29 protein-coding genes are annotated in these 23710 nt (G+C 59.6%); 16 read left to right on the top strand and 13 right to left on the bottom strand.

Annotated features, from left to right (window positions below; genetic code table 11):
* Positions 1–52: 52 nt before the first annotated feature.
* From edd to eda, 3 genes are read left to right on the top strand one after another with little or no spacing between them, the layout of a single operon-like run.
* The gene (gene edd, locus V7756_RS12695) at positions 53–1867 is read left to right on the top strand and encodes a phosphogluconate dehydratase (RefSeq protein ID WP_335610553.1); all 1815 of its coding nucleotides are present in this window, start codon (positions 53–55) and stop codon (positions 1865–1867) included.
* A complete protein-coding gene (gene pgl / locus V7756_RS12700; RefSeq protein ID WP_335610554.1) occupies positions 1868–2581 on the top strand; it encodes a 6-phosphogluconolactonase in 714 nt (237 codons plus the stop codon).
* A gap of 25 nt (positions 2582–2606) precedes the next feature.
* On the top strand, positions 2607–3248 hold the full coding sequence (gene eda / locus V7756_RS12705; protein WP_335610555.1) for a bifunctional 4-hydroxy-2-oxoglutarate aldolase/2-dehydro-3-deoxy-phosphogluconate aldolase: 642 nt from the start codon (positions 2607–2609) through the stop codon (positions 3246–3248).
* Between the two features lie 9 nt (positions 3249–3257).
* On the opposite strand, the gene V7756_RS12710 is transcribed toward eda, so the two are convergent.
* Positions 3258–4187, bottom strand: coding sequence for a universal stress protein (locus V7756_RS12710; protein WP_335610556.1), 930 nt, complete (start codon positions 4185–4187; stop codon positions 3258–3260).
* Between the two features lie 169 nt (positions 4188–4356).
* Between V7756_RS12710 and V7756_RS12715 the strand changes: the two genes are divergently transcribed.
* From V7756_RS12715 to sbcB, 4 genes are all read left to right on the top strand, one after another.
* On the top strand, positions 4357–4731 hold the full coding sequence (locus V7756_RS12715) for a tetratricopeptide repeat protein (RefSeq protein ID WP_335610557.1): 375 nt from the start codon (positions 4357–4359) through the stop codon (positions 4729–4731).
* Between the two features lie 86 nt (positions 4732–4817).
* Positions 4818–5246 carry a DUF4124 domain-containing protein gene (locus tag V7756_RS12720; RefSeq protein WP_335610558.1) on the top strand — a complete coding sequence of 143 codons (429 nt, stop codon included), beginning with the start codon at positions 4818–4820 and terminating at the stop codon, positions 5244–5246.
* Position 5247: 1 nt separating this feature from the next.
* Positions 5248–5640 carry a PilZ domain-containing protein gene (locus tag V7756_RS12725; RefSeq protein WP_335610559.1) on the top strand — a complete coding sequence of 131 codons (393 nt, stop codon included), beginning with the start codon at positions 5248–5250 and terminating at the stop codon, positions 5638–5640.
* A 46-nt stretch (positions 5641–5686) separates the two neighbouring features.
* Positions 5687–7135: an exodeoxyribonuclease I gene (gene sbcB, locus V7756_RS12730; RefSeq protein ID WP_335610560.1), complete on the top strand. Its 1449-nt coding sequence runs from the start codon at positions 5687–5689 to the stop codon at positions 7133–7135.
* A gap of 63 nt (positions 7136–7198) precedes the next feature.
* On the opposite strand, the gene mvaT is transcribed toward sbcB, so the two are convergent.
* On the bottom strand, positions 7199–7567 hold the full coding sequence (mvaT, locus tag V7756_RS12735; RefSeq protein ID WP_335610561.1) for a histone-like nucleoid-structuring protein MvaT: 369 nt from the start codon (positions 7565–7567) through the stop codon (positions 7199–7201).
* 354 nt (positions 7568–7921) lie between these two features.
* Here mvaT and purU point away from each other — a divergent pair, with 354 nt between their 5' ends.
* The 3 genes from purU (at position 7922) to V7756_RS12750 (ending at position 10794) form a co-directional block, all read left to right on the top strand.
* Positions 7922–8773, top strand: coding sequence for a formyltetrahydrofolate deformylase (purU, locus tag V7756_RS12740; RefSeq protein WP_335610562.1), 852 nt, complete (start codon positions 7922–7924; stop codon positions 8771–8773).
* Positions 8774–8807: 34 nt separating this feature from the next.
* A complete protein-coding gene (locus tag V7756_RS12745) occupies positions 8808–9221 on the top strand; it encodes a CBS domain-containing protein (protein WP_335610563.1) in 414 nt (137 codons plus the stop codon).
* 340 nt (positions 9222–9561) lie between these two features.
* Complete coding sequence (locus V7756_RS12750) at positions 9562–10794, top strand: HD-GYP domain-containing protein (RefSeq protein WP_335610564.1); 1233 nt, start codon at positions 9562–9564, stop codon at positions 10792–10794.
* A gap of 61 nt (positions 10795–10855) precedes the next feature.
* On the opposite strand, the gene ahpF is transcribed toward V7756_RS12750, so the two are convergent.
* Both ahpF and ahpC read right to left on the bottom strand, forming a co-directional pair.
* Positions 10856–12433, bottom strand: a complete 1578-nt coding sequence (gene ahpF / locus V7756_RS12755) for an alkyl hydroperoxide reductase subunit F (RefSeq protein WP_335610565.1) — start codon at positions 12431–12433, stop codon at positions 10856–10858.
* Between the two features lie 103 nt (positions 12434–12536).
* Entirely contained in the window at positions 12537–13100 is a 564-nt protein-coding gene (gene ahpC, locus V7756_RS12760) for an alkyl hydroperoxide reductase subunit C (RefSeq protein WP_335610566.1), read from the bottom strand.
* Between the two features lie 297 nt (positions 13101–13397).
* On the opposite strand from ahpC, the gene moaC reads away from it, so the two are divergent.
* The 6 genes from moaC to V7756_RS12790 all read left to right on the top strand — a co-directional run bounded on the left by moaC (position 13398) and on the right by V7756_RS12790 (position 18434).
* Positions 13398–13874, top strand: a complete 477-nt coding sequence (gene moaC / locus V7756_RS12765) for a cyclic pyranopterin monophosphate synthase MoaC (protein ID WP_335610567.1) — start codon at positions 13398–13400, stop codon at positions 13872–13874.
* Positions 13871–14119 carry a MoaD/ThiS family protein gene (locus tag V7756_RS12770; protein ID WP_335610568.1) on the top strand — a complete coding sequence of 83 codons (249 nt, stop codon included), beginning with the start codon at positions 13871–13873 and terminating at the stop codon, positions 14117–14119. The genes moaC and V7756_RS12770 overlap by 4 nt, the downstream gene beginning before the upstream one ends.
* A 1-nt stretch (position 14120) precedes the next feature.
* The gene (gene moaE / locus V7756_RS12775; protein ID WP_335610569.1) at positions 14121–14591 is read left to right on the top strand and encodes a molybdopterin synthase catalytic subunit MoaE; all 471 of its coding nucleotides are present in this window, start codon (positions 14121–14123) and stop codon (positions 14589–14591) included.
* A 57-nt stretch (positions 14592–14648) separates the two neighbouring features.
* A complete protein-coding gene (gene moaA, locus V7756_RS12780) occupies positions 14649–15641 on the top strand; it encodes a GTP 3',8-cyclase MoaA (protein ID WP_335610570.1) in 993 nt (330 codons plus the stop codon).
* Positions 15642–15755: 114 nt separating this feature from the next.
* Positions 15756–17138 carry an oxygen-independent coproporphyrinogen III oxidase gene (gene hemN / locus V7756_RS12785; RefSeq protein WP_335610571.1) on the top strand — a complete coding sequence of 461 codons (1383 nt, stop codon included), beginning with the start codon at positions 15756–15758 and terminating at the stop codon, positions 17136–17138.
* 93 nt (positions 17139–17231) lie between these two features.
* Positions 17232–18434 (top strand): hypothetical protein, encoded by a 1203-nt coding sequence (locus V7756_RS12790; RefSeq protein WP_335610572.1) that lies wholly within the window; start codon positions 17232–17234, stop codon positions 18432–18434.
* 114 nt (positions 18435–18548) lie between these two features.
* Here V7756_RS12790 and V7756_RS12795 read toward each other — a convergent pair whose 3' ends face one another.
* From V7756_RS12795 to V7756_RS12835, 9 genes are all read right to left on the bottom strand, one after another.
* On the bottom strand, positions 18549–19280 hold the full coding sequence (locus tag V7756_RS12795) for a DUF6515 family protein (RefSeq protein WP_335610573.1): 732 nt from the start codon (positions 19278–19280) through the stop codon (positions 18549–18551).
* Positions 19281–19295: 15 nt separating this feature from the next.
* A complete protein-coding gene (locus V7756_RS12800; protein WP_335610574.1) occupies positions 19296–19829 on the bottom strand; it encodes a hypothetical protein in 534 nt (177 codons plus the stop codon).
* A 417-nt stretch (positions 19830–20246) separates the two neighbouring features.
* Positions 20247–20711, bottom strand: coding sequence for a bacterioferritin (gene bfr, locus V7756_RS12805; RefSeq protein WP_335610575.1), 465 nt, complete (start codon positions 20709–20711; stop codon positions 20247–20249).
* Between the two features lie 395 nt (positions 20712–21106).
* Complete coding sequence (locus V7756_RS12810; protein ID WP_335610576.1) at positions 21107–21334, bottom strand: helix-turn-helix transcriptional regulator; 228 nt, start codon at positions 21332–21334, stop codon at positions 21107–21109.
* A 3-nt stretch (positions 21335–21337) separates the two neighbouring features.
* Positions 21338–21988, bottom strand: a complete 651-nt coding sequence (locus V7756_RS12815; RefSeq protein WP_335610577.1) for a hypothetical protein — start codon at positions 21986–21988, stop codon at positions 21338–21340.
* Between the two features lie 45 nt (positions 21989–22033).
* Positions 22034–22216 (bottom strand): hypothetical protein, encoded by a 183-nt coding sequence (locus V7756_RS12820; protein WP_335610578.1) that lies wholly within the window; start codon positions 22214–22216, stop codon positions 22034–22036.
* Positions 22217–22271: 55 nt separating this feature from the next.
* Complete coding sequence (locus tag V7756_RS12825) at positions 22272–22460, bottom strand: hypothetical protein (RefSeq protein ID WP_335610579.1); 189 nt, start codon at positions 22458–22460, stop codon at positions 22272–22274.
* Positions 22457–22891 carry a hypothetical protein gene (locus V7756_RS12830; protein ID WP_335610580.1) on the bottom strand — a complete coding sequence of 145 codons (435 nt, stop codon included), beginning with the start codon at positions 22889–22891 and terminating at the stop codon, positions 22457–22459. Before V7756_RS12830 ends, V7756_RS12825 begins: the two co-directional genes overlap by 4 nt.
* A 200-nt stretch (positions 22892–23091) precedes the next feature.
* Positions 23092–23697 carry a hypothetical protein gene (locus V7756_RS12835; RefSeq protein WP_335610581.1) on the bottom strand — a complete coding sequence of 202 codons (606 nt, stop codon included), beginning with the start codon at positions 23695–23697 and terminating at the stop codon, positions 23092–23094.
* Between the last annotated feature and the right edge of the window lie 13 nt (positions 23698–23710).

Here is a 23710-nt window from a genome sequence, read left to right on the forward strand (position 1 = left end):
CAATAGAACATAATTGCCTGCCGCGGGTAGGTTGGTTGGTACAGGAGATTGCATGCATCCCCAGGTTGAAGCGGTAACTGCTGCAGTACGCGAACGCAGCAAGCATTCGCGTGCGGCTTATCTGGTGCAGATGCAGGAGGCGCCGGACGGGCGCCGCAGGTTGTCCTGCGGCAATCTGGCCCACGGTATGGCGGCCTGCTCGGCGCAGGACAAAAGCCGCATACGCATGATGGACGAGGTCAACATAGGCCTGGTCACAGCCTATAACGACATGCTCTCTGCGCATCAGCCCTACGAACGCTACCCCGAACAGATACGCCAGATATTGCGCGGCATTGGTGCCACTGGCCAGGTGGCCGGCGGGGTTCCGGCCATGTGCGATGGTGTTACCCAGGGCGAGCCGGGCATGGAGCTGTCGCTGGTCAGCCGTGATGTGATCGCCATGGGCACCGCCATCGCGCTTTCACACAACATGTTCGATGGTGCCCTGTGTCTGGGTATCTGCGACAAGATAGTGCCTGGGCTACTGATCGGTGCGCTGCGCTTTGGCCATCTGCCGGTGATCTTTGTACCGGCCGGCCCCATGCCCAGCGGTTTGCCCAACAGTGAGAAGGCCCGGGTGCGCGAGTTGTTTGCCCAAGGCAAGGTCGACCGCGAAGCCCTGCTCGCCGCCGAGAGCGCCTCTTATCACAGCGCCGGCACCTGCACCTTCTATGGCACCGCCAATACCAATCAGATGCTGCTTGAGGCCATGGGCTTGCAACTGCCCGGCGCATCGTTCATTCAGCCTGATTCACCGCTGCGCGAGGCCCTTACGGCGCAAGCAAGCGAGCAGGTAGTGCGCCTGGCGCGGGCTGGCGAGGTGCGGCTGGCCGACATTCTGGACGAGCGTGCGCTGATCAATGCGCTGGTGATGCTGCTGGCCACCGGTGGCTCGACCAATCTCACCATTCATCTGGTTGCCATAGGCCAGGCTGCCGGCCTGCAACTGCGCTGGGAAGACATGGCAGCCCTCTCCAGTGTGGTACCCACGCTGGCGCATATCTACCCCAGCGGCAAGGCCGATATCAATCAGTTCCAGGCGGCTGGCGGCACCGCCTGGATGTTCCGTCAGTTGCTCGCCGGCGGTCTGCTGCACGAGCAGGTGCAGACAGTCGCCGGGCCCGGGCTGGCACGTTATTGCCAAGAGCCGGTGCTGCTGGATGGCAAACTGGTATGGCGAGATGGTGCCGAGACCAGCCTGGACGAGAATATTCTGCGGCCGCTGGCTACCCCGTTTCTGCCTGACGGAGGCCTGCGTCTGCTACAGGGCAATCTGGGCCGCGGTGTGCTCAAGGTCTCCGCTGTGGCGCCGGAGCATTGGCAGGTGCGCGCACCTTGTCGGGTGTTCGAGGATCAGGATGATTTTGTCAGCGCCTTCAAGACCGGCGAGTTGGACTGTGATTGCATCGCCGTGTTGCGCTTTCAGGGTCCGCGCGCCAACGGCATGCCCGAGCTACACAAGCTGCTGCCTTATTTGGGCGTGCTGCAGGACAAGGGTTACCACGTGGCGCTGGTCACCGATGGCCGCATGTCCGGTGCTTCCGGCAAGGTGCCTGCGGCCATTCATCTCTGCCCGGAGGCGGCCTCTGGTGGTGCGTTGGCTTATCTGCGCGATGGTGATCTGATCTCGCTCGATGCTCAGCGCGGGGAACTGCAAGTGCTGGTGGACGAGGCCGAGTGGCAGTCCCGCGTGCCTGCAGTGCAGCAACAGCCGATCCGGCGAGGTTGGGGGCGTGAGCTGTTCGCCTTCATGCGCGCCGAGGCCAGCCCGGCGGAAGAGGGTGGCAGCGTATTTACCGCGAGTCTGGCTGAAGGAGATAGATAGATGCAAAGCTTATCGGCACTGGCAGCGCAGCGGGCGTTGCCGTTTCGCAGTAACCCCAGCGTGGAGGCGCATGCAAATTGGTTGGTAGAGCGCATTACCCGGGCTTTGCAGGCAGCCATACAGGAGCGCGGGCGCGCCACGCTGGCGCTGTCCGGCGGGCGGGGTCCGGCGCCCTTTCTGCGGGCGCTGAACCGCGTGGAGCTGGCATGGGAGCGGGTGTGCGTGACCCTGGCCGATGAGCGCTGGGTGCCACCGGAGCATGCCGACAGCAATGCCGGCCTGCTCTGGCGCTGCATGCCTGAAGTGATGCCCAGAGTGGTCTGGACGCCGCTATACCACGGGCTGAGCCCCGAGCAAGACGCCGCACGCAGCAGCGCGGCGTTGGCCGAGTTGATGCCGCTGGATGTGCTGGTGCTGGGCATGGGCACCAACGGCCACACAGCATCGCTGTTCCCCGGTGCGCCAGGATTGGCCGACCTGCTGAGTGCGCAGGCGCCGGCCCTGTGCATGGCTACCGAGTCAACTGAAGGCGCGCCAAGGTTGACGCTGACCGGCGCTGGGTTAAACTCCGCGCGCACGCAACTGCTGGAGATACGCGGTGAGGACAAAGCCGCGGTGCTGGCAGCTGCTCTGTCCGGCCAACATCCGCAATGGCCCGTCAGTGCATTTTTACGTAACCCGCTGGAAATAGTTTATGGGCCTGATGGTGATTGACGGCCAGTTGGAGGAACAAGCGAGCATGGATAAAACTCAAGCGCTGGATGCCCTGTTCGCAGATGTGACCTTGCTGCCGGTCATCAGCATTGAACGCGAAGCCGATGTCCTGCCGCTGGCTGACGCGCTGGCGGCAGGCGGCATCACCACGCTGGAAATCACCCTGCGTACTTCCCTGGGTTTGCCTGCCATCGAGCTGTTGCGGCGTGAGCGACCCCAGTTGCGCATTGGCGCAGGTACCGTCACCAATGCGGCGCAGTTTCAGGCGGTGGAGCAGGCTGGTGCGCATTTTGTCGTTACTCCCGGCATCACCGAGGAATTGTTGCAACTGGGGTTGCGTAGCCGCATCCCGCTGCTGCCGGGCATAGCGACTGCCTCCGAAATTCTGGCCGGTTATCGGTTGGGCTATCGTCGCTTCAAGGTGTTTCCAGCCGAAGTTCTGGGTGGTGCGGCTCTGCTCAGGTCCTTTGCTGGCCCGTTCAAGGATGTGCGCTTCTGCCCCACCGGCGGTATCGGCCAGCAGAACATCGACCAGTACCTAGCGCTGGATAATCTGCTGGCGGTGGGTGGCAGTTGGGTCACGCCCAAGGCTGCTGTGGCTGCGGCCGATTGGGCCGAGATCACCAGACTCAGTCGCGCGGCGACCGCGCTAGCGGCCGCGCGCTGAGGTCGGCTGTCAGGATTTGCTCGGGTCGCTGAAATCGTCGGGCTTGATGATCAGCAGGTCGCAGGGTGCTTCATCCAGCAGTCGCTCGGCGGTGTGGCCAATTAATGCGCTTTCCAGGCGTGAGCGCGACACCGCACCCAGCACTAGCAGGTTGATACCCTGCTGCTCCACCAGACGCGGGATGGTTTCCTCCGGAAAACCTTCCAGCAGCTGCTGTTGCGCCTGGGGGGCATTGGCGCGACTGAGCAATTCACTGAGCGCCTGCTGATGATGTTTTTTCACATCATCGGCGTAGTCCTGATAGTTGGGTATCAGCGTGGCGTCCAGCACCATGGTGCGCGGCAGCGGATTGTAACAGTGGGCTATATCCAGGCTGGCTGCTGTGCCCTCTGCCAGCATTGCGGCGCTGTCGATCAGCTTGATATCCAGACTGGCCGGCTTGTCATCCTCGTGTACCGGGTCCACGGCCGCGCAAATGCGGGTAATCGGCTGCGCGTTCTTGACCAACCATAGCGGCGTTTCGCAGTGTCTGATCAGTTGCCAGTCGGTGTTGGTCAGAAACAGCCGCTTGAGTACGTTGTGGTGATGGGTGGTCTTGATAATGAGGTCTGGCTGCAATTGCTCTGCTGCTTGCAGGATGTGCCGATCCAGGCGCTTGCCCCAGACCGCCTGTACCGCCACGGTTCGGCCCTTGGCGCGCAGGGGGGCGGCCAGTTTCTCGAGACGTTGCTCGTGGTTGCTCAGCAGCGAGGCGCGAGCCTTTTCCAGGCCATGGCTGGCGAATAGCGTGCCGCCATCCAGTGCCGCAACATAGTCGCACAACAGCAGCGTCACTCGCGCTTGGGGATAGTGTTGGCAGAGATTTTCAGCCCGCTCGAGACAGGGCTGCTTGTCTTCGGTGGTTGGGTCTATTACAACCAGCAGGTGGCCGATATTCATGGTGGTGCCTCCGGTAAGCGCTTGCGAACAGAAATGCCAGTTTCAAGACTAAAGGTAGTGTCCATGACAGCAACTGTCACTGACCTGGGTCAAGGGTTAGGGCGGGCTGAAGAATCTGTGTGGGACGCCGATACCCTGTCAACAGTGTCTTTTATTTGCAGAGAATCTCATGACCAGCCAACTCTCACTCGTGCTCACCCTGTTTCTTGCGCTAACCGGTTGCGGTTCCACCGCCTACAGCAAGCATCTGAGCAAGGCCTACGATGCCTACGATAGTGGCGACTGCGCTGAAGTGATCAGCCAGCTGTCGGAAACCGAGCGCCTTAGCCGCTCGCGTCCTTATCTGCAACCGGAGATTTCCTTGCTGCGTGGTCAATGTCTGGAGCGGCAGGCGCTGTATCTGGATGCCGCTCAGACCTATCGCTATCTGGTGGAAAACTATCCGCACAATGAATATGCCTACCGTGCAGGCGCCCGGCTGGAAACCCTGCGTCAGCTGGGGCACTACGACCCGGAATTGGCATTGCCGCCACAGACGCATTGAGGTTTTCCACGGCAAAGCAGGGCTTGGAACACTGATGGCGGTCGGCTATGCTTGACCGTCTGGTCAGGGATTCGACGGAAATTGTCATGAAGCTACCTTTGTTATTGCTGCTCTTGATTAGCTGCTGGGCCGCGCCCGCCATGGCGCAGATCTACCGCTGGGTAGACGCGCAGGGGCAGGTGCATTTCGATCAGCGGCCGCGTCAGGGCGCTGAGCAGGTGGACGTAAAGCCACAGGTGGTGGAACGCGAAGACCATGTTCGCGAGAGCGAGGAGAATCGCCAGCGACTGTATGACGTTCGCGAACAGGAGCGCGCCCAACAGCGCCAGTTGAGCGCGCAGCAACGCCAGCGTCAGGCTGCGCGCTGTGCGCAGATGCGTGAGCAGTTGGCGATGTTCGATCAGCGCGTGTTCTGGTACGAGGAAGACGCCCAGGGTCGCCGGGTCGAGGTGGCCAACGAGCAGGTTCAGGCCAGTAAGAATGCACTGCTGGAGCGACTTCGGGAGGAGTGCTGAAATGCAGGTGTTACCCGGATCAAGCAACGATCATCCGATAGAGCAGCGGCAGATCCCGCGCCAGCAGCTCAGTGCCTATCTGCGTGTGTACAACAGTCAGACCGACCGCCCCTTTGGGTACATCGGCAATGTCTCACGTATGGGTATTATGCTGATTACCGAGCTGCCGGTCATGCTCGACCAGGAATACCAGCTGCTGCTCAAACTGCCAGGCGAAGATGACAAACCGGCCGAGCCCATACACTTTCGTGTGCGCAGCCACTGGTGCCGAGCGGATATCACACCCGGCTACTACGATTGCGGTTTCAGCATCGTCTCCAATCCGAAAACCTTTGCCTCACTGGCCACCTTGTTGCAGCGCTATTTCAGTTTCAGCCAGCCCGTGGATGTCTGAACGCCGCCGTTGCGTTACCCTGCATTGCTGATCAATGGGGGCAGGCATGAGCAAGAGTTTCTTCTGGTACGACTTTGAATCCACCGGCATCGACCCACGCCGCGACCGGCCAGTGCAGGTTGCGGGCGTGCGCACCAATGAACAGTTGGAGGAAATAGGCGAGCCGTTGTGCATCGATTGCCGTCTGCCGCCGGATATTCTGCCGCACCCCATGGCGTGTCTGGTGACCGGAATCGGGCCCGAGCGCCTGGCTGCCGGGCTCGGTGAGCCCGAGTTCATTCACCGGTTGCACGAACAGATGATCCAGCCGGGCACCTGCAGCGTGGGTTATAACAGCCTGCGTTTTGATGATGAAATGGCGCGCTTTACCCTCTACCGCAACTTCCACGACCCCTACGCGCGTGAGTGGCAAGGTGGCAACAGCCGCTGGGATCTGCTGGATGCGCTGCGCGCGGCGCACGCCTTGCGCCCTGAGGGTATCGTTTGGCCCGAGCAGGATGGCTTTACCAGTCTGCGCCTGGAATTGCTGACGGCCGCCAACGGTATAGACCATGGCCAGGCTCACGATGCTCTGGCTGATGTGCGCGCGACCATTGCCATGGCTCGGCTGCTGCGGCAGGCGCAGCCCAGGCTCTTCGACTATCTGGTGACCCTGCGCAGCAAGCACAGGGTCAGTGAATTGATCGACTTGCAGAATGTGCGTCCGCTGGTGCACGTGTCCGGCCGTTTTGGCCGTGAGCGCAGCGGCCTGGGTCTGGTGCTCCCGCTGGGCTGGCACCCGACCAATCGCAACGCGCTGATTGTCTGTGATCTGGCCACCGATCCAGTGCAGTTGATGCAGCAATCGGCTGAGGATATCCGCAGGCTGCTGTATACCCGCGCCGAAGATTTGAAAGAGAGAGAAGCTCGGCCCGGATTGAAACTGGTACATATCAATAAATGCCCGGTACTGGCCGACACCAAAGTACTACTGCCGACCGACATCGAGCGCTTGCAGCTGAACATGCCGCTGATGTTGCAGCGTGCCGCGGAACTGGGCAACTGGCGCGGTGGCGCGCAGGGCCTGCTGGCGCAAATCTACGCCCAGGACTCCGTCGCTGCGGCGGGCGACGAAGACCCCGAGCTGCAACTGTATGGCGGCTTTCTGGGCGATGCGGACCGTCGGCTGCTACCGGCCATCCGCGAAGCCGACGCCAAGACACTGGCCACGACGCAATGGCCGCTGCGTGACCAGCGCCTGGTGGATATGCTGTTTCGTTACCGTGCCCGCAATTTTCCCGAGTCATTGAGTGAGCAGGAGCAACAGGCCTGGGATGGATTTTGCCGGGGGCGGCTGAGTGGCGCGGAACCGGGCGCGCCCATCACCTTCAACGACTTCATGCAGACGCTGGATGCGCTGTTGCCCCAGGTCGATGCAACGCAACAGAGGTTGCTGCTGGCTTGGCAGGCAGAGGCGCTGCGCCGTGCGGATAAACTCGGCTTGGCCCGAGTTTGAAGACGGTGCAGATATAAAAAACCCGATGACAGGCATCGGGTTTTTTATTCAACGCTGATTTGTTCAGCCCAGAATCGTCATCCAGGATTCAACTTTCTCGGCACCGTACTTTTCTTTCCAGGCCTTGAGTGTCTTGTGATTGCCACCTTTGGTCTCAATAACTTCACCGGTATTGGGGTTCTTGTATTGCTTGACCTTGCGGGCACGCTTGCTACCGGTAGCCGCTTTCTTGCCGCTGGCAGTCTTGTTGTCCGGATCGAGAATCGCAACAACATCCTTGAGCGATTTGTTGTACTGACCCATCAAGCTGCGGAGTTTTTCTTCAAACTCGATTTCTTTTTTCAGTTTGTCATCGTTGGACAGAGACTGAAGGCGTTCATTAAGTTCGCGAATGGTTTCTTCAATCTGACGATATTCTTGCAGCATGGACATGTAAGTTTACCTTTCTAAAGCGAGGTGGAATCGGCGGAAACAACGCAATAGTAATTTATGCGCGCAAGGCTTACAACAAGTTGTAACTTGTCTCCGACAAAGTGCAAGTTTTTAATCGAGTTATCTCGCGTTGCCAGTCAATGCCATGCTGTCGGGCTTGCTAGGCTGATTATTTCGCTGCACCGGATAGGGCGCAGCGGTTAGAATGCCCACCGGTCATGCGTTGCTGTGCAGCGGTCACCGCGGTGTGCTGGTCGATAAGCATAGTGCTGACCCGGCGTGCCGGTTTAATGTCTTTGTGTCTATGTCTTTTATATTTCTGTCGTGGTTATTGCACGTGATTGAGGAGTGGAAATGCGTACTTTCAGATTGGTCATTGCCTGTCCTGATCGGGTGGGTATTGTCGCCAAGGTGAGTAATGTGCTGGCGGCCTATAATGGCTGGATTACCGAGGCCAATCATCATTCCGATAATTTGTCTGGCTGGTTCTTCATGCGGCATGAGATTCGGGCCGATTCGCTGCCCTTTGATGTGGAAGGTCTGCGTACCGCATTTGCGCCCATCGGTAACGAGTTTCAAATGGATTGGCGTGTCAGCGACTCTGCACAACGCAAGAAAGTGGTATTGATGGCCAGCCGAGAGTCGCATTGTCTGGCCGACTTGCTGCACCGCTGGCACAGTGGCGAACTTGATTGTGATATCACCAGCGTAATATCCAATCATGACGATTTGCGCAGTATGGTGGAATGGCACGGTATAGCCTTTCACCATGTACCTGTTGATGCGCAAAACAAGGCGCCGGCCTTTGCCAGGATAAACGAATTGGTTGCAGAACAAGAGGCTGACTGCATTGTGCTGGCGCGTTACATGCAGATTCTACCGCCCGAGCTATGTCAGCGTTATGCCCATCGTATTATCAACATTCATCATAGTTTCCTGCCTTCTTTCGTGGGCGCGCGGCCATATCATCAGGCCGCGCAGCGGGGCGTGAAGCTGATTGGTGCTACCTGTCATTATGTCACCGAAGAACTGGATGCCGGCCCCATCATTGAACAGGATGTGGTACGAATTACCCATAGAAACAACGCCGACGATATGGTGCGCCTGGGCAAGGACGTGGAAAAAATGGTGCTTTCGCGCGGCCTGCGCTACCACCTGGAAGATCGTGTGCTGGTGCATGACAACAAGACCGTGGTGTTCAGCTAAGCTGTAGGAGAAACAACCCAAGGCAGGAGGCTTTATGCTGAAATCGGTCAAAGTGCGTGATTACATGACATCGGATCTGATTACCCTGACCGCCGATATGGACCTGTTCCGGGCGATTGATCACCTGCTCACGCACAAGATCTCCGGCGCACCGGTGCTGGATGAGCATGGGCATCTGATCGGATTGTTGTCCGAAGGTGATTGTCTCAAGGGCATTCTGGCAGGCAGCTACTTTGAGGAAGCGGGCGGCACCGTCGCGTCGGTCATGACGGTGGTGGTGGAAACCATCGATGCCGATGCCGATATCGTCAAGGCTGCGGAGCATTTCATCCGGATGCGCCGCCGTCGCTTGCCGGTGATTGATGAAGGGCGCCTGGTGGGCCAGATCAGCCGGCGCGATATTCTGCGCGCGGTGCAAAAATACAACCTGCACGCGGCGCCGAAGTGAGCAGGTTCAGCGATGATGACGATCCTGATGCGGTGGGTCCTTTGGCTGCCGGGGCGGCCAGCATGCCTGTGCTACAGGGCGAAGGCTGTCTGTTGCGTTTTGCGCCCGATGCCTTGACTGACGACATGGGCGCTGATTTCTCCGGTTTTGAATCCTTTCCTGTCGCTAACTCAGCAGATAGTCAGGACCACCAAAAGTAGCTATCCAGCTTGCCTTTCCCGTGATTATACTGAGAGTGGCAAAAGGCTAGTGGTCGCCGCCCGATTTTTTCATAGGCAGCGGTCTTCAGCTCGGCAGGATGCTGGTTCACGGGTCAGTGATAATTGGACGTCCAGCAGCAATGTTAAAAAAGATTCCCACCGGCCAGGTCCGTATCGGCATGTATGTCGAGCGCTTTTGCGGTTCATGGATGCAGCATCCATTCTGGTCGCGCAAACTGCTGGTCGAGGACATGCAGACCCTGCTGCGCATCCAGGAAAGTTCGGTAGAAGAACTGATCATTGATTTGTCGAAGGGCGTGGATGTTTCAGCGCCGCCTTCGGACCCTGAAGTACCACCCGCCCCAGCGTTTTCCGAAGCTGACGTTCAGAACCCAGAACCCGCTCTAAAGCCCCCTGCGGTAGCCCTGCAGCGCTGCTCGATGGCGGATGAAGTATTACGCGCGCAACAGATCTTTCGCCGCGGCAAACAGGCGGTGAAAGATATGTTCGCTGACGTGCGCCTTGGCCAGGTAGTTAATGCCGAGCGGCTTGGTGAACTGGTAGGTGAAATGAACGAGTCGCTGAGTCGCAACCCCCATGCTCTGATCAGCGTTGCCCGCATCAAGCACAAGGATGAATATACCTATCTGCATTCGGTGGCTGTGGCCGCCTTGATGGTGGGCATGGCCAGGGCCAGCGGACTGTCGGAGCCTCAGGTATTGGAAGCCGGCATGGCCGGGTTGTTGCACGATTTGGGCAAAGCGGCAATGCCGGAGGCTATTCTGAATAAACCGGGCAAGCTGACCACTGCCGAGTTTGCCGTGATGCAGCAACACCCGGTGGAGGGTCACCGCATTCTGCTGGAATGGGAGTCAGCCTCGCCGGCAGTACTGGATGTCTGTCTGCATCATCACGAGAAGGTAGACGGCAGCGGCTATCCGCAGCAGCTGGTCGGTGAGCATATTTCGCTGTTGGCGCGCATGGGGGCAATTTGTGATGTATACGATGCCGTCACCTCCAACCGGCCCTACAAGGCAGGGTGGGGCCCAGCCGAATCGCTTAGTCGTATGGCCAGTTGGCACGGCCATTTTGATAGCGAGCTATTTCAGCGTTTTGTGCGCATGTTGGGCATCTATCCGGTAGGGTCGCTGGTGCGGCTGGCCTCGGACCGACTGGGCGTGGTGGTGGAGCAGGGCGAAGGTTCGCTGCTTACCCCTCGCGTCCGGGTGTTCTACTCGATTCGGCTGGGACGCGCAGTGCCGGTCCAACTGGTTGATCTGGCGGATGCGCAGGAGGTGGAACGCATCACCGGGCGCGAAAATCCTGATGATTGGCCGTTCAATAACCTGGATGCGCTCTGGCTACCAACTTGAAAGAGTAGGCCAGAATAGCAAAACCGCCCAGCAGGGCGGTTTTGCGTTGCGACTCAGTGGATCAGCTGTTAACGGCTTGCTTTGCCTCTGCCGGGTCAACCGTACGGATCAGGTGATCAAAGGCGGCCAGTGAGGCAGTGGAACCGGCCCCCATGGCAACGATGATCTGCTTGAACGGCACCGTGGTTACGTCACCGGCAGCAAAGACGCCGGGGATGTTGGTTGCACCGCGCGCGTCGATCTCGATCTCGCCGAAGCGGGTCAGGTTCAGCTCGCTGCCCTTGAGCCACTCGGTGTTGGGCACCAGACCGATCTGCACGAAGATCCCGGCTACGTCCACCTGCTTCAGTTCCTCGGTGGTGCGGTCCTTGTAGGTCAGACCCACGACCTTGTTGCCGTCGCCACGTACTTCGGTGGTCTGCGCGCTCTTGATGATGTCGATATTGCGCATCGAGCGGGCCTTGCGCTGCAGAACTTCGTCGGCGCGCAGGGTATCGGCAAACTCCAGCACAGTGACGTGCTCGACGATGCCAGCCAGGTCGATGGCTGCCTCAATACCCGAGTTGCCGCCACCAATCACCGCCACGCGCTTGCCCTTGAACAGCGGGCCGTCACAGTGCGGGCAGTACGCCACGCCCTTGCCGCGGTATTCCTGCTCGCCGGGCACGTTCATTTCTCTCCAGCGTGCGCCGGTGGCCAGAATCACCGCGCGGCTGAGCAGGGTAGCACCGCTTTCCAGGGCGATTTCAACGTAGTCGCCAGTGCTGATCTGCGCGGCTTTCTGCTCGGTGATCAGATCTACCTCGTATTCCTTCACGTGCTGCTCCAGGCTGGCGACCAGCTTGGGGCCTTCGGTGTAAGGCACGGAGATAAAGTTCTCGATACCCACGGTATCCAGCACCTGGCCACCAAAACGCTCGGTCACTATGCCGGTGCGGATGCCTTTGCGTGCGGCATAGATGGCAGCAGAGGCAGCTGCCGGGCCACCACCGACGATGAGTACATCGTAGGGCTTCTTCTCGTTCAGCTCGGCGGCGCGACGCTTGGAGGCGCCACTGTCGACCTTGTTGACGATCTCCGGCAGGGTCATGCGGCCCTGGCCAAAGTGCTCGCCATTGAGGTAGACCGAGGGCACAGCCATGATCTGCCGCTCGTCGACTTCATCCTGGAACAGCGCGCCATCAATCATCACGTGGGTGACGTTGGGGTTCAGCGTAGCCATCAGGTTCAGTGCCTGGACTACGTCCGGGCAGTTCTGGCATGACAGCGAGATGTAAGTCTCGAAGTGGAACTCGCCTTCCAGATGACGGATCTGGTCAAGCAGTGCCGGGTCGGCCTTGGATGGATGGCCCCCAGACTGCAGCAGTGCCAGTACCAGTGAGGTGAACTCGTGGCCCATCGGGATGCCGGCAAAACGCACGCGTGGCGGTTGGCCGCTGGGGCCGACGCCCATGCTGGGGGTGCGTTTGTCTTCAGCCGCTACCAGGCCGATCTTGCTCGACATTTCCGCGATCTCGACCGCGAGTTCATGCAGTTCTTTGCCCTTGGGGCTGTCGTCCACGGACACGCTGACTTCAATCGGGTTAACGATGTTCTGCAGGTACGTGTCCAGTTGTTTCTTCAGATTGGCGTCCAACATGTGCGTGTCCTTTAAACAAATAGTCAAATTCTGGGCGTAAAAAACCCGGCCCGCCAACCGGGAGCACGTTGCGCTCCACAGCGGGCCGGGTCATCAGGCAAACTTAGATCTTGCCTACCAGGTCGAGAGAAGGAGCCAGGGTGGCTTCGCCTTCTTTCCACTTGGCCGGGCAGACTTCACCCGGGTGAGCAGCAATGTACTGAGCAGCCTTGACCTTGCGAACCAGGTCTTCAGCGTTGCGGCCGATGCCTTCGCTGGTCACTTCAACCGCCTGGATGATACCCTGCGGATCGATGATGAAGGTACCGCGGTCAGCCAGACCCATGTCTTCGCGCATGTTGTCGAAGTTACGGGTGATGGTGCCGGTCGGATCGCCGATCATGGTGTACTTGATCTTGGCGATGGTCTCGGAAGCGTCGTGCCATGCTTTGTGGGTGAAGTGGGTATCGGTAGAGACCGAATATACTTCTACGCCCATCTTCTGCAGCTCGTCGTAGTAATCAGCAACGTCGCCCAGTTCGGTAGGGCATACGAAGGTGAAGTCAGCAGGATAGAAGAAGAAGATCGCCCACTTGCCTTTCACGTCAGCGTCGGTGACTTCGAAGAACTCGCCATTCTTGAATGCCTGAGCCTTGAAAGGTTTGATTTCGGTGTTGATAACTGACATCGATAAACTCCTTGTTGAGTCGTTTGCGTCGTTGGTTGAGAAGACAGGTGCCATAGTAGGCGTCTGCCATGGATACTTAAAATAAATTTCAACTAAATTGCAGATAGCTTTTGTCTATCTGAGACCGCTGCGGAGGATGCAAGGCGTATCGAGCAACCGCTATGCCCATCAACTCCGCCGGATCATCCCGTATGACTGACATTTGGGACTGCGCCGCGCGTTGACAGGTTCCCCGAGGCTGAACCCCGAGGAGGAATCCAGTAAAGTAGAGCGCATCGTACCCGAGAGAGCAAATGTATGCTGACTCATCTTGATGCACAAGGCCGCGCCAATATGGTCGACGTTACCGAGAAGGCCGTTACCGCGCGCGAGGCCATTGCCGAGGCATTGGTGCGCATGCGCCCGCAGACCTTCGAGCTGATTCAATCCGGAGGCCATCCCAAGGGCGATGTGCTGGCGGTGGCGCGCATTGCCGGCATTCAGGCCGCGAAGAAAACCTCCGACCTGATCCCGCTGTGCCATCCGCTCATGCTCACCAGTGTCAAGGTGGACCTGTTGCTGGAGGCGCCCGACGCGGTACGCATCCAGGCGCGCTGCAAGCTCGCCGGCCAGACCGGAGTGGAGATGGAAGCACTGACCGCTGCCAGCATCGCCGCTCTGACTCTCTACGACATGTGCAAGGCCGTAGACAAGGGCATGGTGATCGAGACAACACGGCTGCTGCAAAAGTCCGGCGGCAAGAGTGGCGATTACCAGGCCGAGGCCGCGCCATGATCAGCCTGCAGTTTTTTGCCCGTTACCGCGAACAGCTTGGCTGCAGTGGCGAGCAACTAGCCTGGGACGCCGAGCTGAAAACCCTGAACGATGTGCGTCAGCGCCTGCTGGCGCGCGGCGAGCCCTGGCAAGTACTCGCCGAGCCGCGCATCATGTGCGCGCGCAATCAGGAGCTGTGCGCGCTGGACAGTGCCATTGTCGACGGGGACGAGCTGGCGTTCTTCCCGCCGGTGACTGGAGGTTGATATGCGCATCCTAGTGCAGCAAGCGGCTTTTGATCCCGGCGACTGGTTCAACCGGCTGCACGGTAACAATCGAGGCACCGGCGCGGTCAGCGGTTTTGTCGGCTATGTGCGCGATTACAACGAAGGTGCCGCGGTGGCCGGCATGTGGCTTGAGCATTATCCCGGCATGACCGAGAAAGCGCTGCAGTCGATCGCCGAACAGGCGGCGGCGCGCTGGACTCTGTTGGATGTGCAACTGATTCATCGGGTCGGACAACTCGAGCCGGGGGAGCCTATCGTGTTTGTGGGCACGGCTTCCTCGCACCGGCAAGACGCTTTTGCAGCGACCGAGTTCATCATGGATTACCTGAAAACCCGCGCGCCGTTCTGGAAACGTGAAAGCACGCCGCAGGGCGAGCGCTGGGTCGAAGCCCGCGATAGCGACGAGCAGGCATTGGCGCGCTGGTGCGCAAGCCGTGGCTCCGAGTCCTGAGTGCAGCATGCTACAGTGCAAAAGCCAGTGAACATTACGCAGCAAGTGGAGCGAGGCATGACACAAGGTCGATTGCAGGATGGCCAGGGACGCCGGATTGAATATCTGCGCCTCTCGGTGACCGACAGGTGCGACTTTCGTTGCGTCTACTGCATGGCCGAAGACATGACCTTTCTGCCGCGCGCGCAGATCCTCAGTCTGGAGGAGTTGGAGCGTATTGCCCGGTTGTTCGTCGAACAGGGAGTGCGCAAGATCCGCCTGACCGGCGGCGAGCCGCTGGTGCGTCGCGGCGTCGTGGATTTGTGTGCACGCCTGAGTGCGCTGCCGGGGCTGGATGAGCTGGTGATGACCACCAACGGCTCTCAACTTGACCGCCTGGCCCAGCCCTTGGCCGAGGCTGGCGTCAGACGTCTCAATATCAGTCTCGATAGCCTGCAGGCGGACAAGTTCAAAGCCATCACCCGCACCGGCGAGCTGAGCCAGGTGCTCGGCGGGATCGAAGCGGCCAGGGCGGCAGGCTTTGAGCGAATCAAGCTGAATGTGGTGGTGATGAAGGGGCGCAATCATGATGAGGTCACCGCGCTCACCGATTTTGCCTTGCAGCGGGAGCTGGACATCACCTTCATCGAGGAAATGCCGCTGGGCAATGTCGGTCGCGAGCGCGGTGAAGCCTTCTGCTCCAGCGCCGAGGTGCGCGAGATGATCAGTCAGCACTACCGCCTGATCGACAGCAACGAGAGTAGCGGCGGCCCGGCACGCTATCTGCGAGTGGAAGGCTACCCCGCCAGCCGCATCGGTTTCATTTCGCCGCATTCACACAATTTCTGTGATACCTGCAACCGCGTTCGCCTGACCACGGAAGGGCGCCTGCTGCTCTGTCTGGGGCATGAAAACGCCCTGGATATGCGTGAGCTGGTGCGCCGCCATGGCTCTGATGAGCCCATTCGTGCGGCCCTGGAGCGCGCCTTGCAGCACAAGCCGGCGCGGCACGAGTTTGCCGTGGACGGCGAGGTGCAGGTGTTGCGATTCATGAACGCCACCGGCGGCTAAGCCAGGGACTGCTCGTTCCTGGCAGTAGCCTATACTCTATTGATCCGCGTCAAAACCTCCGCCGACGGGACTGCGTAATCTGCCTGCTCAGACTTGCAAGCGCCGGGGAATCTCATGCTTAGCTCAATTCGTTGGGACGCCGACCTGATTCGGCGTTACGACCAGGCCGGTCCGCGTTACACCTCTTACCCTACAGCCGTGCAGTTTCACGATGGTATTCGCCCCACGGACTTCGTGCATGCGCTGGAACAAAGCCGCGCGAGCGGCCGCGGGCTATCGCTCTACGTGCACATCCCGTTCTGCGCCAACATCTGCTACTACTGCGCCTGCAACAAGGTGATCACCAAGGATCGCAGCCGAGCGCGCGAATATCTGGCCGCGCTGCAGCGCGAGATAGAGCTGGTCAGTCAGCACCTGGGGCCGGACCAGCACGTGGAGCAGCTGCATTTTGGTGGCGGCACGCCGACCTTTCTCAGCCATGCCGAACTGCGTGAACTCATGGCGTGCCTGCGCCGCCATTTTGTCTTGCATGACGACGACGGCGGCGACTACAGCATCGAGATCGACCCGCGCGAGGCCGACTGGGCGACCATGGGCCTGCTACGCGAGCTGGGCTTCAACAGGGTCAGTTTTGGTGTACAGGATCTGGACCCGGAGGTGCAGCGTGCGGTGAACCGACTGCAGAGCCAGGAACAGACCCAGACGGTAATGGATGCTGCCCGTACCTTGGCTTACCGTTCAATCAACATCGACCTGATCTATGGCCTGCCCAAACAGACCCCGGAGCGTTTCGCGCGCACTGTCGAGGCCATCATAGCGCTCAAACCCGATCGGCTGTCGGTGTTCAACTACGCTCACCTGCCGGAGCGCTTTCTGCCGCAGCGGCGGATCAACACCGCCGAGCTGCCATCGCCGGCGGACAAACTGCGCATGTTTGAAAACAGCGTGCAGCAGCTGCTTGCTGCCGGTTATCGCTACATCGGCATGGACCACTTCGCGCTGCCGGACGACAGCCTGAGCATCGCTCAGGACAACGGCGAACTGCAGCGCAATTTTCAGGGCTACACCACCCATGGTCACTGTGACCTGATAGGTCTGGGCGTGTCCTCGATCAGCCAGATTGGCGACCTGTACAGCCAGAACGGCAGCGATCTGAAGGTCTATCAGCTGAAGTTGCAGACTGACCAGCTGGCCACGCAGCGAGGTCTGATGTGCCACAGTGACGATCATATACGCCGCGCGGTGATCGCCCAGCTGATCTGTCATTGCACGCTGTCCTTTGCCAGCATCGAGCAGCGTTTCGATATCGACTTTCACGACTATTTCGCCGACTGTCTGCCCGTGCTCGAACAGATGGCCGACGACGGTCTGCTATTACTGACACCGGGCAGCATCCGCGTACTGCCGGCTGGGCGTTTGCTGATCCGCTCTGTCTGTATGGTGTTTGATGTGTATCAGCGCGAACAGTGCGCGCAGCGATTCTCGCGCATCATCTGAAGGATGTAAGGGCGTTGGGGTTTTCCAGCGCCAGCGGCGCTGCCCTGCTGTTATGCTGAGCCCCTTGCTTATGCGTCGGCCTGGGGTGGTGTCATGCAAAATACGGTGCGCGCTCAGCGCTCATTCTGGTTTCGTGGTGCGCTGCTGTTGTTTGCGGCGCTGGTGGTGCTGGTTTCCTGGCTGGGCAGCGCTGATCGGGCTTCAGCAAATTATCTCGATGGCGCGCTGCTGCAGGCCTCGGTCGCCTTTGCCTCGGCCCGCGTGCTGAATGCCTTGGTCTCGGTGCTGCAATCGACCACCCTGAGTTTCAGTCTGTTTGGCGGCGTGGCGGTGACCCTGGGTGAGTTACTTGACCCGTTCAATGATCTGATTGAGCAGTACGGCACCCTGATGCAATGGGCCATCGGCTCGCTGTTGACCCAGAAGATTCTGCTTGGGGTGGTCTCTCATGGTCTGTTCAAGGTGCTCATCAGTATCAGCGCGGCGCTGTTGGCGCTGAGCCTGTGGTGGCGTCAGGGGCGTTGGGCCGCGCGCTGCCTGCGTCTGTTTCTGGTGCTGTTGTTTCTGCGCTTTGCGCTGGCAGCAGTGGTGCTGCTCAACGGCGCGGTAGATCATCACTTTCTCGACGATCAGACCCGGCAGCAGATGGCGCGGCTGGACAATCTGCCAGGTCAGGTGGAGCTGTTGCGCGATGGCGACAGCGTGTTTGAGGCCGAGCCTGCGCTTAACGCGCTGGCTGAGCGCGAACGGACGCTGCAGAACCAACTGAGCCAGTTGCAGGCGGAACAGCAGCAGCTTGATCGTGCGCTGACGCAAAGCCGCCGGGCATTGGCGGCGAAGGAAGAACACATGAGCAGTCTGCAGAAGCTCAATCCATTTACGCGTGACAACGACCATGCCGCGCTGGCACAGCAGGTCGAACTGCTGGCCCGGCAACGGCAGCAGAACACCGAACACCAGCGCCAGTTGCAGCAGCGGCTGGCCGGACTGGAGCGCGAGCGCAGCGCGGTGCAGCGGGCCAAATCGGCCAACCATGAGCAAGCTGAAGGCTGGTCCGTTCTGCGCGAGCAGTTGGCGCAGGCTGGCGATCCGCAGACCTACCATGCCATCAGGCAGGCGCTGGATAACGCGGTAGACACGGTGTTGCGAGCCATGACCCTGTTCTTCCTGCGCACTCTGGTCCTGCCGCTGCTGTTTCTGTATCTGCTACTCAAGGGCGTGCGGGCAATATGGCGCCTTGATCTGCAATCCTGGCTAAGTCGCGAGCGAGCCCCGTCCCAACCGTTGGCTACCTAGTCGCAGGATTTAACTACGCTGTCGTGCGCTGATTGGCAACTGCCGCATGCAGCCCCGAGGCCCGGCCTGACGATCATCGGCCGGGCTGTACGCGGGAATTCAGAGCCGTGCTTTTCAGCGCACGCTGTATCCCCGAGCCTCAAGGCAGGCGGTCATTGCCCGGTGATATTGCGCGCGGGTACTGTCAGCCTGGCCCGGGTCCACGCCGCCGTATGCCAGGGTGGGGTCGTAACCGGTTTGGCTACTGCCCCACTCATGGCATTCGTAACGATCCTGAGACTGCTGCGCAGACGACTGGTTACGTGCCGGATAGATGAACAGCTCGTCGGGCGCAACGGCGGCGGTCGCGGTTTGTGCTGGCGCCTCTATCACCACGTAGCTGTTGCCGCGCCGGGTGTAATAGACATCGTTGTAGCGGTAATAGGGTCGACCGCCAATCGTCAGCGTAATGTAGCCATCAGGCAGTATCGGAATGGATAGCCCGACCGGTGGCATCACCACAACGAAGCCGCCGCTGTAGGGACGGTACCAGGCGCCGCGGGCATAGTAATAATCCTGCTCACGGTGATGGATCTGGCGATAGCCACTGGGCAACTGGCCGATCCGGTCGCCACGCCGTAACACGGGCTGCGACTGCCGGTGCGGTTGGGCACGAGGCGCATCCCGGGGCGAATGCCCCTGCGTTGGCTGGGCAGCGCCCGCCTGGCCAGAGCGCTGCTGGTTCGGCTGGCCGCGTTCGCCATGCTGTTCGCCACCGGGGGCAGCCAGGGCTGCAGTGCAGCTCAACAGGCCGACTGCCAGCAATAGGGTGAGTCGAGTGGGTATACGCGAAAGGCTCTGATGCATGCTGTTCTCCTCGGATTAACGAACGCTGTAGCCGCGACCAGCGAGACAGGCCTCACTGGCGCGTCGGTAACTGTTCTCGGCCAGGCTCTGTTGCCTTTCCTGGTCGGCATTGTGCTGGTTGATCTGTTGCGCCTGGTTGAGGTCGGCGGCGGTGCCCAGCGCAGCGCCGATCAGGGCGCCAGCCAGCACAGCTTCACCGCCGTGCCGCGGGCCGGCGAGAACCGCACCGGTTATGCCCCCCACAACGGCACCGCCCGCGGTGCCCGCGCCGGGTAAAGCTGATACCGGGTCTGGGGGGTAGGCGTCAGCCATGATGGCGGGGTCAAAATGGGACTGTTTTACCGCCCACAAATGGCAGTCATAGCGGTCGCGCGCCAATTGCGTGCTGTTTTGCCCCTGCGTCGGATATATCACCAACGGCAGGCTTGTGTGGCTGCTGGCGGGCGGCGGGAGTTCGCTATGGCTGGCGCACGCGCTGACCAGTAAAGCCAGCAGCAACAACAATGGTGTTCTGGGTACTACAGGGTTCTCGGTACGGGGGGCGGACATATTGCCACTCTGCGATAGGCATCCTGGTCAGGCGGCCGGCCGCAGTCCAGCGCAGCCGGTGTGGAGCGGGGCGCCTGGGTCATGCCGGGAGCTGCAAGGTCAGGCGAAGCTGCCACCTGTGCAAGCCTACTCGCGCCTGTGTCAGGCAACGCCCGGAGAGTGTAAATGTTTGGTAAAGAATAGGGCCTCACCAGGCCTCAGGCATTGTTGCCCTTTAGCGGCAAAAGGTGAGATGTGTTGGCGCTGGCTGCTGTAGGCCGCGAGAATTTATGTTGGGTAGGGTAGGGTAGGGTAGGGTAGGGATAGGGCTGGGCGCGGCGCTGCATCAGCAGTTGCCGAACTGGTCTGCAGCGATAAAAAGGCCCTGGTAACAGAGCTACCAGGGCCTTTTTCATCGCGCTTTATCAGCTGCGCTGTTCAGATCTGCGATTGCAGGTAATTCTGCTCGCCCACCATCTTGAACAGGCGCAGTTGTTGCTCCAGCCAGTAGGCGTGGTCTTCTTCGGTATCCTTGAGCTGCACTTCCAGCATCTCGCGACTGGGGTAGTCGCCCAGCCTTTCGCACAGCGCGATGGCCTTTGCCAGGTTTTCGCGCACTTCGTACTCCAGCTTCAGGTCTGCCTCCAGCATCTCTTTTACGGTAAAGCCGGGCGTGATCGCGTGGGGACGCATATCGGGCTTGCCTTCCAGAAAGAGGATACGCTTGAGAATTGCATCGGCGTGCTGGGTCTCTTCTTCCATCTCATGGTTGATGCGCTCGTACAGCTTGCTGTAGCCCAGATCCTCATACAGACGGGAATGCAGAAAATACTGATCGCGCGCGCCAAGCTCACCGCGCAGCAGTTCGATCAGGCAATTAATAACGTCTGGATGGCCTTTCATGTAGTGCTACTCCTGCGGCTGGATGGCAAGGAACAAATAGTGCCTTAGTAGGCTGAGTAATGCCACCTTTGAACGGAATAAAAGTTCAATGCTTACAACGGGTTATCTTTGTGTAGGACGTGTTGAAAAGCGTGGTGAGAGTACTTCTTGCTCGCATTGTTTTTCGACAGCGGGCTCTGCTTCCCCGGTTCTTGCAGTTTAGTGCGCAGACAGGGAAAAGAAAGGGAGCGTGGCCGCAACATATCGCCAGTTGACCACAGGTTCTGATGGCAAGGGTGGGTAATACTGGAAAGCTGGAGCGGGTGAAGGGAATCGAACTGATAAGGTATGGCGGGGTTTGTAGCGCTGATATCGGTGCCGCCATACACGGCACCATACAGGAAAGTCGTTGCTGGCTATTCGCGCAGTGCCTTGCGCTGATCAATCCAAGCCTTCAGCTCAGCGTAGGTAAACCCACGCGGCGCATTGCGAGCTTTGCTATTGGTCAACGGTATTGCCTTGGGGAATGTTGCGTCTTTAAGGCGCAGCTTGTCCAGCCCTGAGCGAGAGAAGCCACACATCTTTGCAGCTTCATTGATCCGGATGATATAGCTGTCCGGGTCGATTATCTTTGCTTCATTCATCTGTCATGCCTCCCGGCTCAGTTCGTTTTGCGCCTGTTCCCAGGCAACTGTCACTTCATGCAGCAGACCCGGTGCGCCGCCGTGGTCAGGGTGCGCGGTCTTGCGGGCTCGCATGTAGGCCTGTTTGGCTTCGGCCAGGCTGTCGCCGTAATAGCCCAGCACGTCACGCCATGAGCGACCGACCACCTGATCAGGCGCGGGCAGGGCGTCGAAGCCGGTGAATGCCGCCTCGAACATCTGGCTACCGTGGCGCTCGATGGTGCGCAGCGACTGGATCGTGGCCGCAATCGCTGCAATGTTGTCCTCGATGCGTAGGTACATATCGCAAGGGACACAGCGTTGCTTGCCGTCCAGGGTGAAGTAGACTGCGGCGCCCGGGTCTGCCGGTGTGCGCTGACCGGACCGTGGCAGACCGTCATTGCGCAACAGTAGGTCGGTGCTGATGATCACTTCCTTGGGATCGCAGCGCCAGTTCTGCCCGGTTCGGGTGAATTTTCCCAGCTCATCGACGACCCGGCCGCAAGCCTGGTGCAGCGTGATTGACTTGGTGCTGTAGCCATCACGGCGACCGAATCGGCCGTGCTGACGTTTGCTCTCTGACGTGCGCGGAAACCAGGCAGGCCAGCGGAGCGGTGATCGTGTTGGTTCGGACATTGCTATGCCTCCCGGCGTGTAGGGTGGTGCCAAAGTGGGGTGGGGTTAATGTGCCGCGGCCAGTGCCGCGATCAAAATCACTAGAGCCGCTACGAAAGCAACGATCAAAGCGATCTCTTTCCTTGCGTGCCGTTTTCCTGCGATGAACCCGGCGGCATGGGCTTTCTTTTCTGGCGTGTCCGCGAGGTCAAACCTCAACTGGTCGAGAATGCGCTCAAAGTCAGGCATTACTTCTCCCTCCCGCAATGCAGGATGTAGTGTTTGGTGGGTGAGTGGGGTTAGTTCAGCGTGCTGCCGGGTAAGCTACTTCAAAGAAGCCGACCACGGCGGGGTCTTTGTGCCCGAACTTCTTGGCTGCAATCTTCTCCCAGCTTTCAATCTGGTCGCTTGTGGGTAGGCCCCGGTTTTGAGTATCGACAAAGAACCGACCTGTTGCCGCGCCTGTCGTATAGACCACCATGTAACTTTTCACACCCCACCTTCCTTGCCCTGCTGGGCTAGGGCTGCGTCAGCAGCACTGACATCATCGAACTCATCCCACAATGCAACGTCGCCATTCAAATGGTATCCGGCCACGCCTGTTGATTTCGATACGATTTCCAGCACACCATTCAGCGCCGATTCCAACTCCGCAATCCGCGCCTTGTCTGCTGCGCGTGAGGATTCGTGGTCGGTGAGGCGGATGAGTGCTAGTTCTTTGTGCTTTTCTGGCTCGGTTACATCGTTGGCCAGCAGCAGCCCTTTGCCCACGGGGAAGGCATACCCAGCAATATCCGGCTTATCAGTCATGGCTTTGCCCATCCTTTGCAGCAGCACGGCGTGCCGGCCTTGTTGAATGTTCCGCAGTGTCGGCATTCGATGCGACCACGGCGGGCCAAGCGGGTTATCAGTCGGTCGAGCCATTGGCTTATCCTGCTTTGCTTTGCGGCCTTTTCTTGCGCTGGATTTTCAAGGCGCTGACACTTTCGGCATAGCTCGTCGCCCCTGCTCGAAAGCCTGCCGTCACACGAGACACACTTGTCATACTTCACCGCGTTGCAGTCGCGACAAACCAGAGCCATCGCGCACCAAGTATCCCAGTCGTGCTCGCATTCCTTCATCACTCAACCCTCCCTATGGAAGGTGGCGAGGGCTTGCTCACCTTCGGGGGATATTGTCCAGCGTGAAGGGCTGCGCTGAATGCGCGTAAGCAGCCCGAAACCTTCCAGAGTGCGAAGCCATTCAAGCCCAACATCCGCATCGCAGGCGTCGCTAAAGCACTCTTCTACCCTTGCCAGCTTATCCAGAATCTTCCGAACGAACGGAAGCGCAGCAACATCCGGCGCGGCAGGGGCTGTCGAGGGGTCCGGGGCTGCTGGGCAATCAGTTTCACCGCCTTCAAGATCGGAATCGTGCCACATACCGGGAAGCTCCACCCGCTCAGCAGGGGCAGGGGTGGCTGCTGCGAGCATGCCTTCCATTTCGCCACAAATATCAAAGCATTCCTGAAAGGCCAGCGTGTGCAATTTGTCGCACCATGCGCGCAAGGTCTCAACAGGCACCGCCTGCTGGCGGCCCGCCTTCTCAGCCTCAAGCGCCGCAACCTGCTGCTCAAGCACTGCAATGCGCAACACGGCATCACCGCCGCTCAGTTCTGTGTTAGTCAAGGGAACCTCCTTCGCTATCAATGCCCACAAGCTCTGCGCCCGGAACCACAGGCTCAAGCTCATACGCTGCGTCGTT

The sequence above is a fragment of the Halopseudomonas sp. genome (genome assembly GCF_036961105.1).
Classification (GTDB): Bacteria; Pseudomonadota; Gammaproteobacteria; order Pseudomonadales; family Pseudomonadaceae; genus Halopseudomonas.

Bases quoted from the DNA above. Each gene is read 5' to 3' on its own strand.
- edd (WP_335610553.1), top strand. From the start codon at position 53: ATGCATCCCCAGGTTGAAGCGGTAACTGCTGCAGTACGCGAACGCAGC.
- pgl (WP_335610554.1), top strand. From the start codon at position 1,868: ATGCAAAGCTTATCGGCACTGGCAGCGCAGCGGGCGTTGCCGTTTCGC.
- eda (WP_335610555.1), top strand. From the start codon at position 2,607: ATGGATAAAACTCAAGCGCTGGATGCCCTGTTCGCAGATGTGACCTTG.
- V7756_RS12710 (WP_335610556.1), bottom strand. From the start codon at position 4,187: ATGAATATCGGCCACCTGCTGGTTGTAATAGACCCAACCACCGAAGAC.
- V7756_RS12715 (WP_335610557.1), top strand. From the start codon at position 4,357: ATGACCAGCCAACTCTCACTCGTGCTCACCCTGTTTCTTGCGCTAACC.
- V7756_RS12720 (WP_335610558.1), top strand. From the start codon at position 4,818: ATGAAGCTACCTTTGTTATTGCTGCTCTTGATTAGCTGCTGGGCCGCG.
- V7756_RS12725 (WP_335610559.1), top strand. From the start codon at position 5,248: ATGCAGGTGTTACCCGGATCAAGCAACGATCATCCGATAGAGCAGCGG.
- sbcB (WP_335610560.1), top strand. From the start codon at position 5,687: ATGAGCAAGAGTTTCTTCTGGTACGACTTTGAATCCACCGGCATCGAC.
- mvaT (WP_335610561.1), bottom strand. From the start codon at position 7,567: ATGTCCATGCTGCAAGAATATCGTCAGATTGAAGAAACCATTCGCGAA.
- purU (WP_335610562.1), top strand. From the start codon at position 7,922: ATGCGTACTTTCAGATTGGTCATTGCCTGTCCTGATCGGGTGGGTATT.
- V7756_RS12745 (WP_335610563.1), top strand. From the start codon at position 8,808: ATGCTGAAATCGGTCAAAGTGCGTGATTACATGACATCGGATCTGATT.
- V7756_RS12750 (WP_335610564.1), top strand. From the start codon at position 9,562: ATGTTAAAAAAGATTCCCACCGGCCAGGTCCGTATCGGCATGTATGTC.
- ahpF (WP_335610565.1), bottom strand. From the start codon at position 12,433: ATGTTGGACGCCAATCTGAAGAAACAACTGGACACGTACCTGCAGAAC.
- ahpC (WP_335610566.1), bottom strand. From the start codon at position 13,100: ATGTCAGTTATCAACACCGAAATCAAACCTTTCAAGGCTCAGGCATTC.
- moaC (WP_335610567.1), top strand. From the start codon at position 13,398: ATGCTGACTCATCTTGATGCACAAGGCCGCGCCAATATGGTCGACGTT.
- V7756_RS12770 (WP_335610568.1), top strand. From the start codon at position 13,871: ATGATCAGCCTGCAGTTTTTTGCCCGTTACCGCGAACAGCTTGGCTGC.
- moaE (WP_335610569.1), top strand. From the start codon at position 14,121: ATGCGCATCCTAGTGCAGCAAGCGGCTTTTGATCCCGGCGACTGGTTC.
- moaA (WP_335610570.1), top strand. From the start codon at position 14,649: ATGACACAAGGTCGATTGCAGGATGGCCAGGGACGCCGGATTGAATAT.
- hemN (WP_335610571.1), top strand. From the start codon at position 15,756: ATGCTTAGCTCAATTCGTTGGGACGCCGACCTGATTCGGCGTTACGAC.
- V7756_RS12790 (WP_335610572.1), top strand. From the start codon at position 17,232: ATGCAAAATACGGTGCGCGCTCAGCGCTCATTCTGGTTTCGTGGTGCG.
- V7756_RS12795 (WP_335610573.1), bottom strand. From the start codon at position 19,280: ATGCATCAGAGCCTTTCGCGTATACCCACTCGACTCACCCTATTGCTG.
- V7756_RS12800 (WP_335610574.1), bottom strand. From the start codon at position 19,829: ATGTCCGCCCCCCGTACCGAGAACCCTGTAGTACCCAGAACACCATTG.
- bfr (WP_335610575.1), bottom strand. From the start codon at position 20,711: ATGAAAGGCCATCCAGACGTTATTAATTGCCTGATCGAACTGCTGCGC.
- V7756_RS12810 (WP_335610576.1), bottom strand. From the start codon at position 21,334: ATGAATGAAGCAAAGATAATCGACCCGGACAGCTATATCATCCGGATC.
- V7756_RS12815 (WP_335610577.1), bottom strand. From the start codon at position 21,988: ATGTCCGAACCAACACGATCACCGCTCCGCTGGCCTGCCTGGTTTCCG.
- V7756_RS12820 (WP_335610578.1), bottom strand. From the start codon at position 22,216: ATGCCTGACTTTGAGCGCATTCTCGACCAGTTGAGGTTTGACCTCGCG.
- V7756_RS12830 (WP_335610580.1), bottom strand. From the start codon at position 22,891: ATGGCTCGACCGACTGATAACCCGCTTGGCCCGCCGTGGTCGCATCGA.
- V7756_RS12835 (WP_335610581.1), bottom strand. From the start codon at position 23,697: ATGAGCTTGAGCCTGTGGTTCCGGGCGCAGAGCTTGTGGGCATTGATA.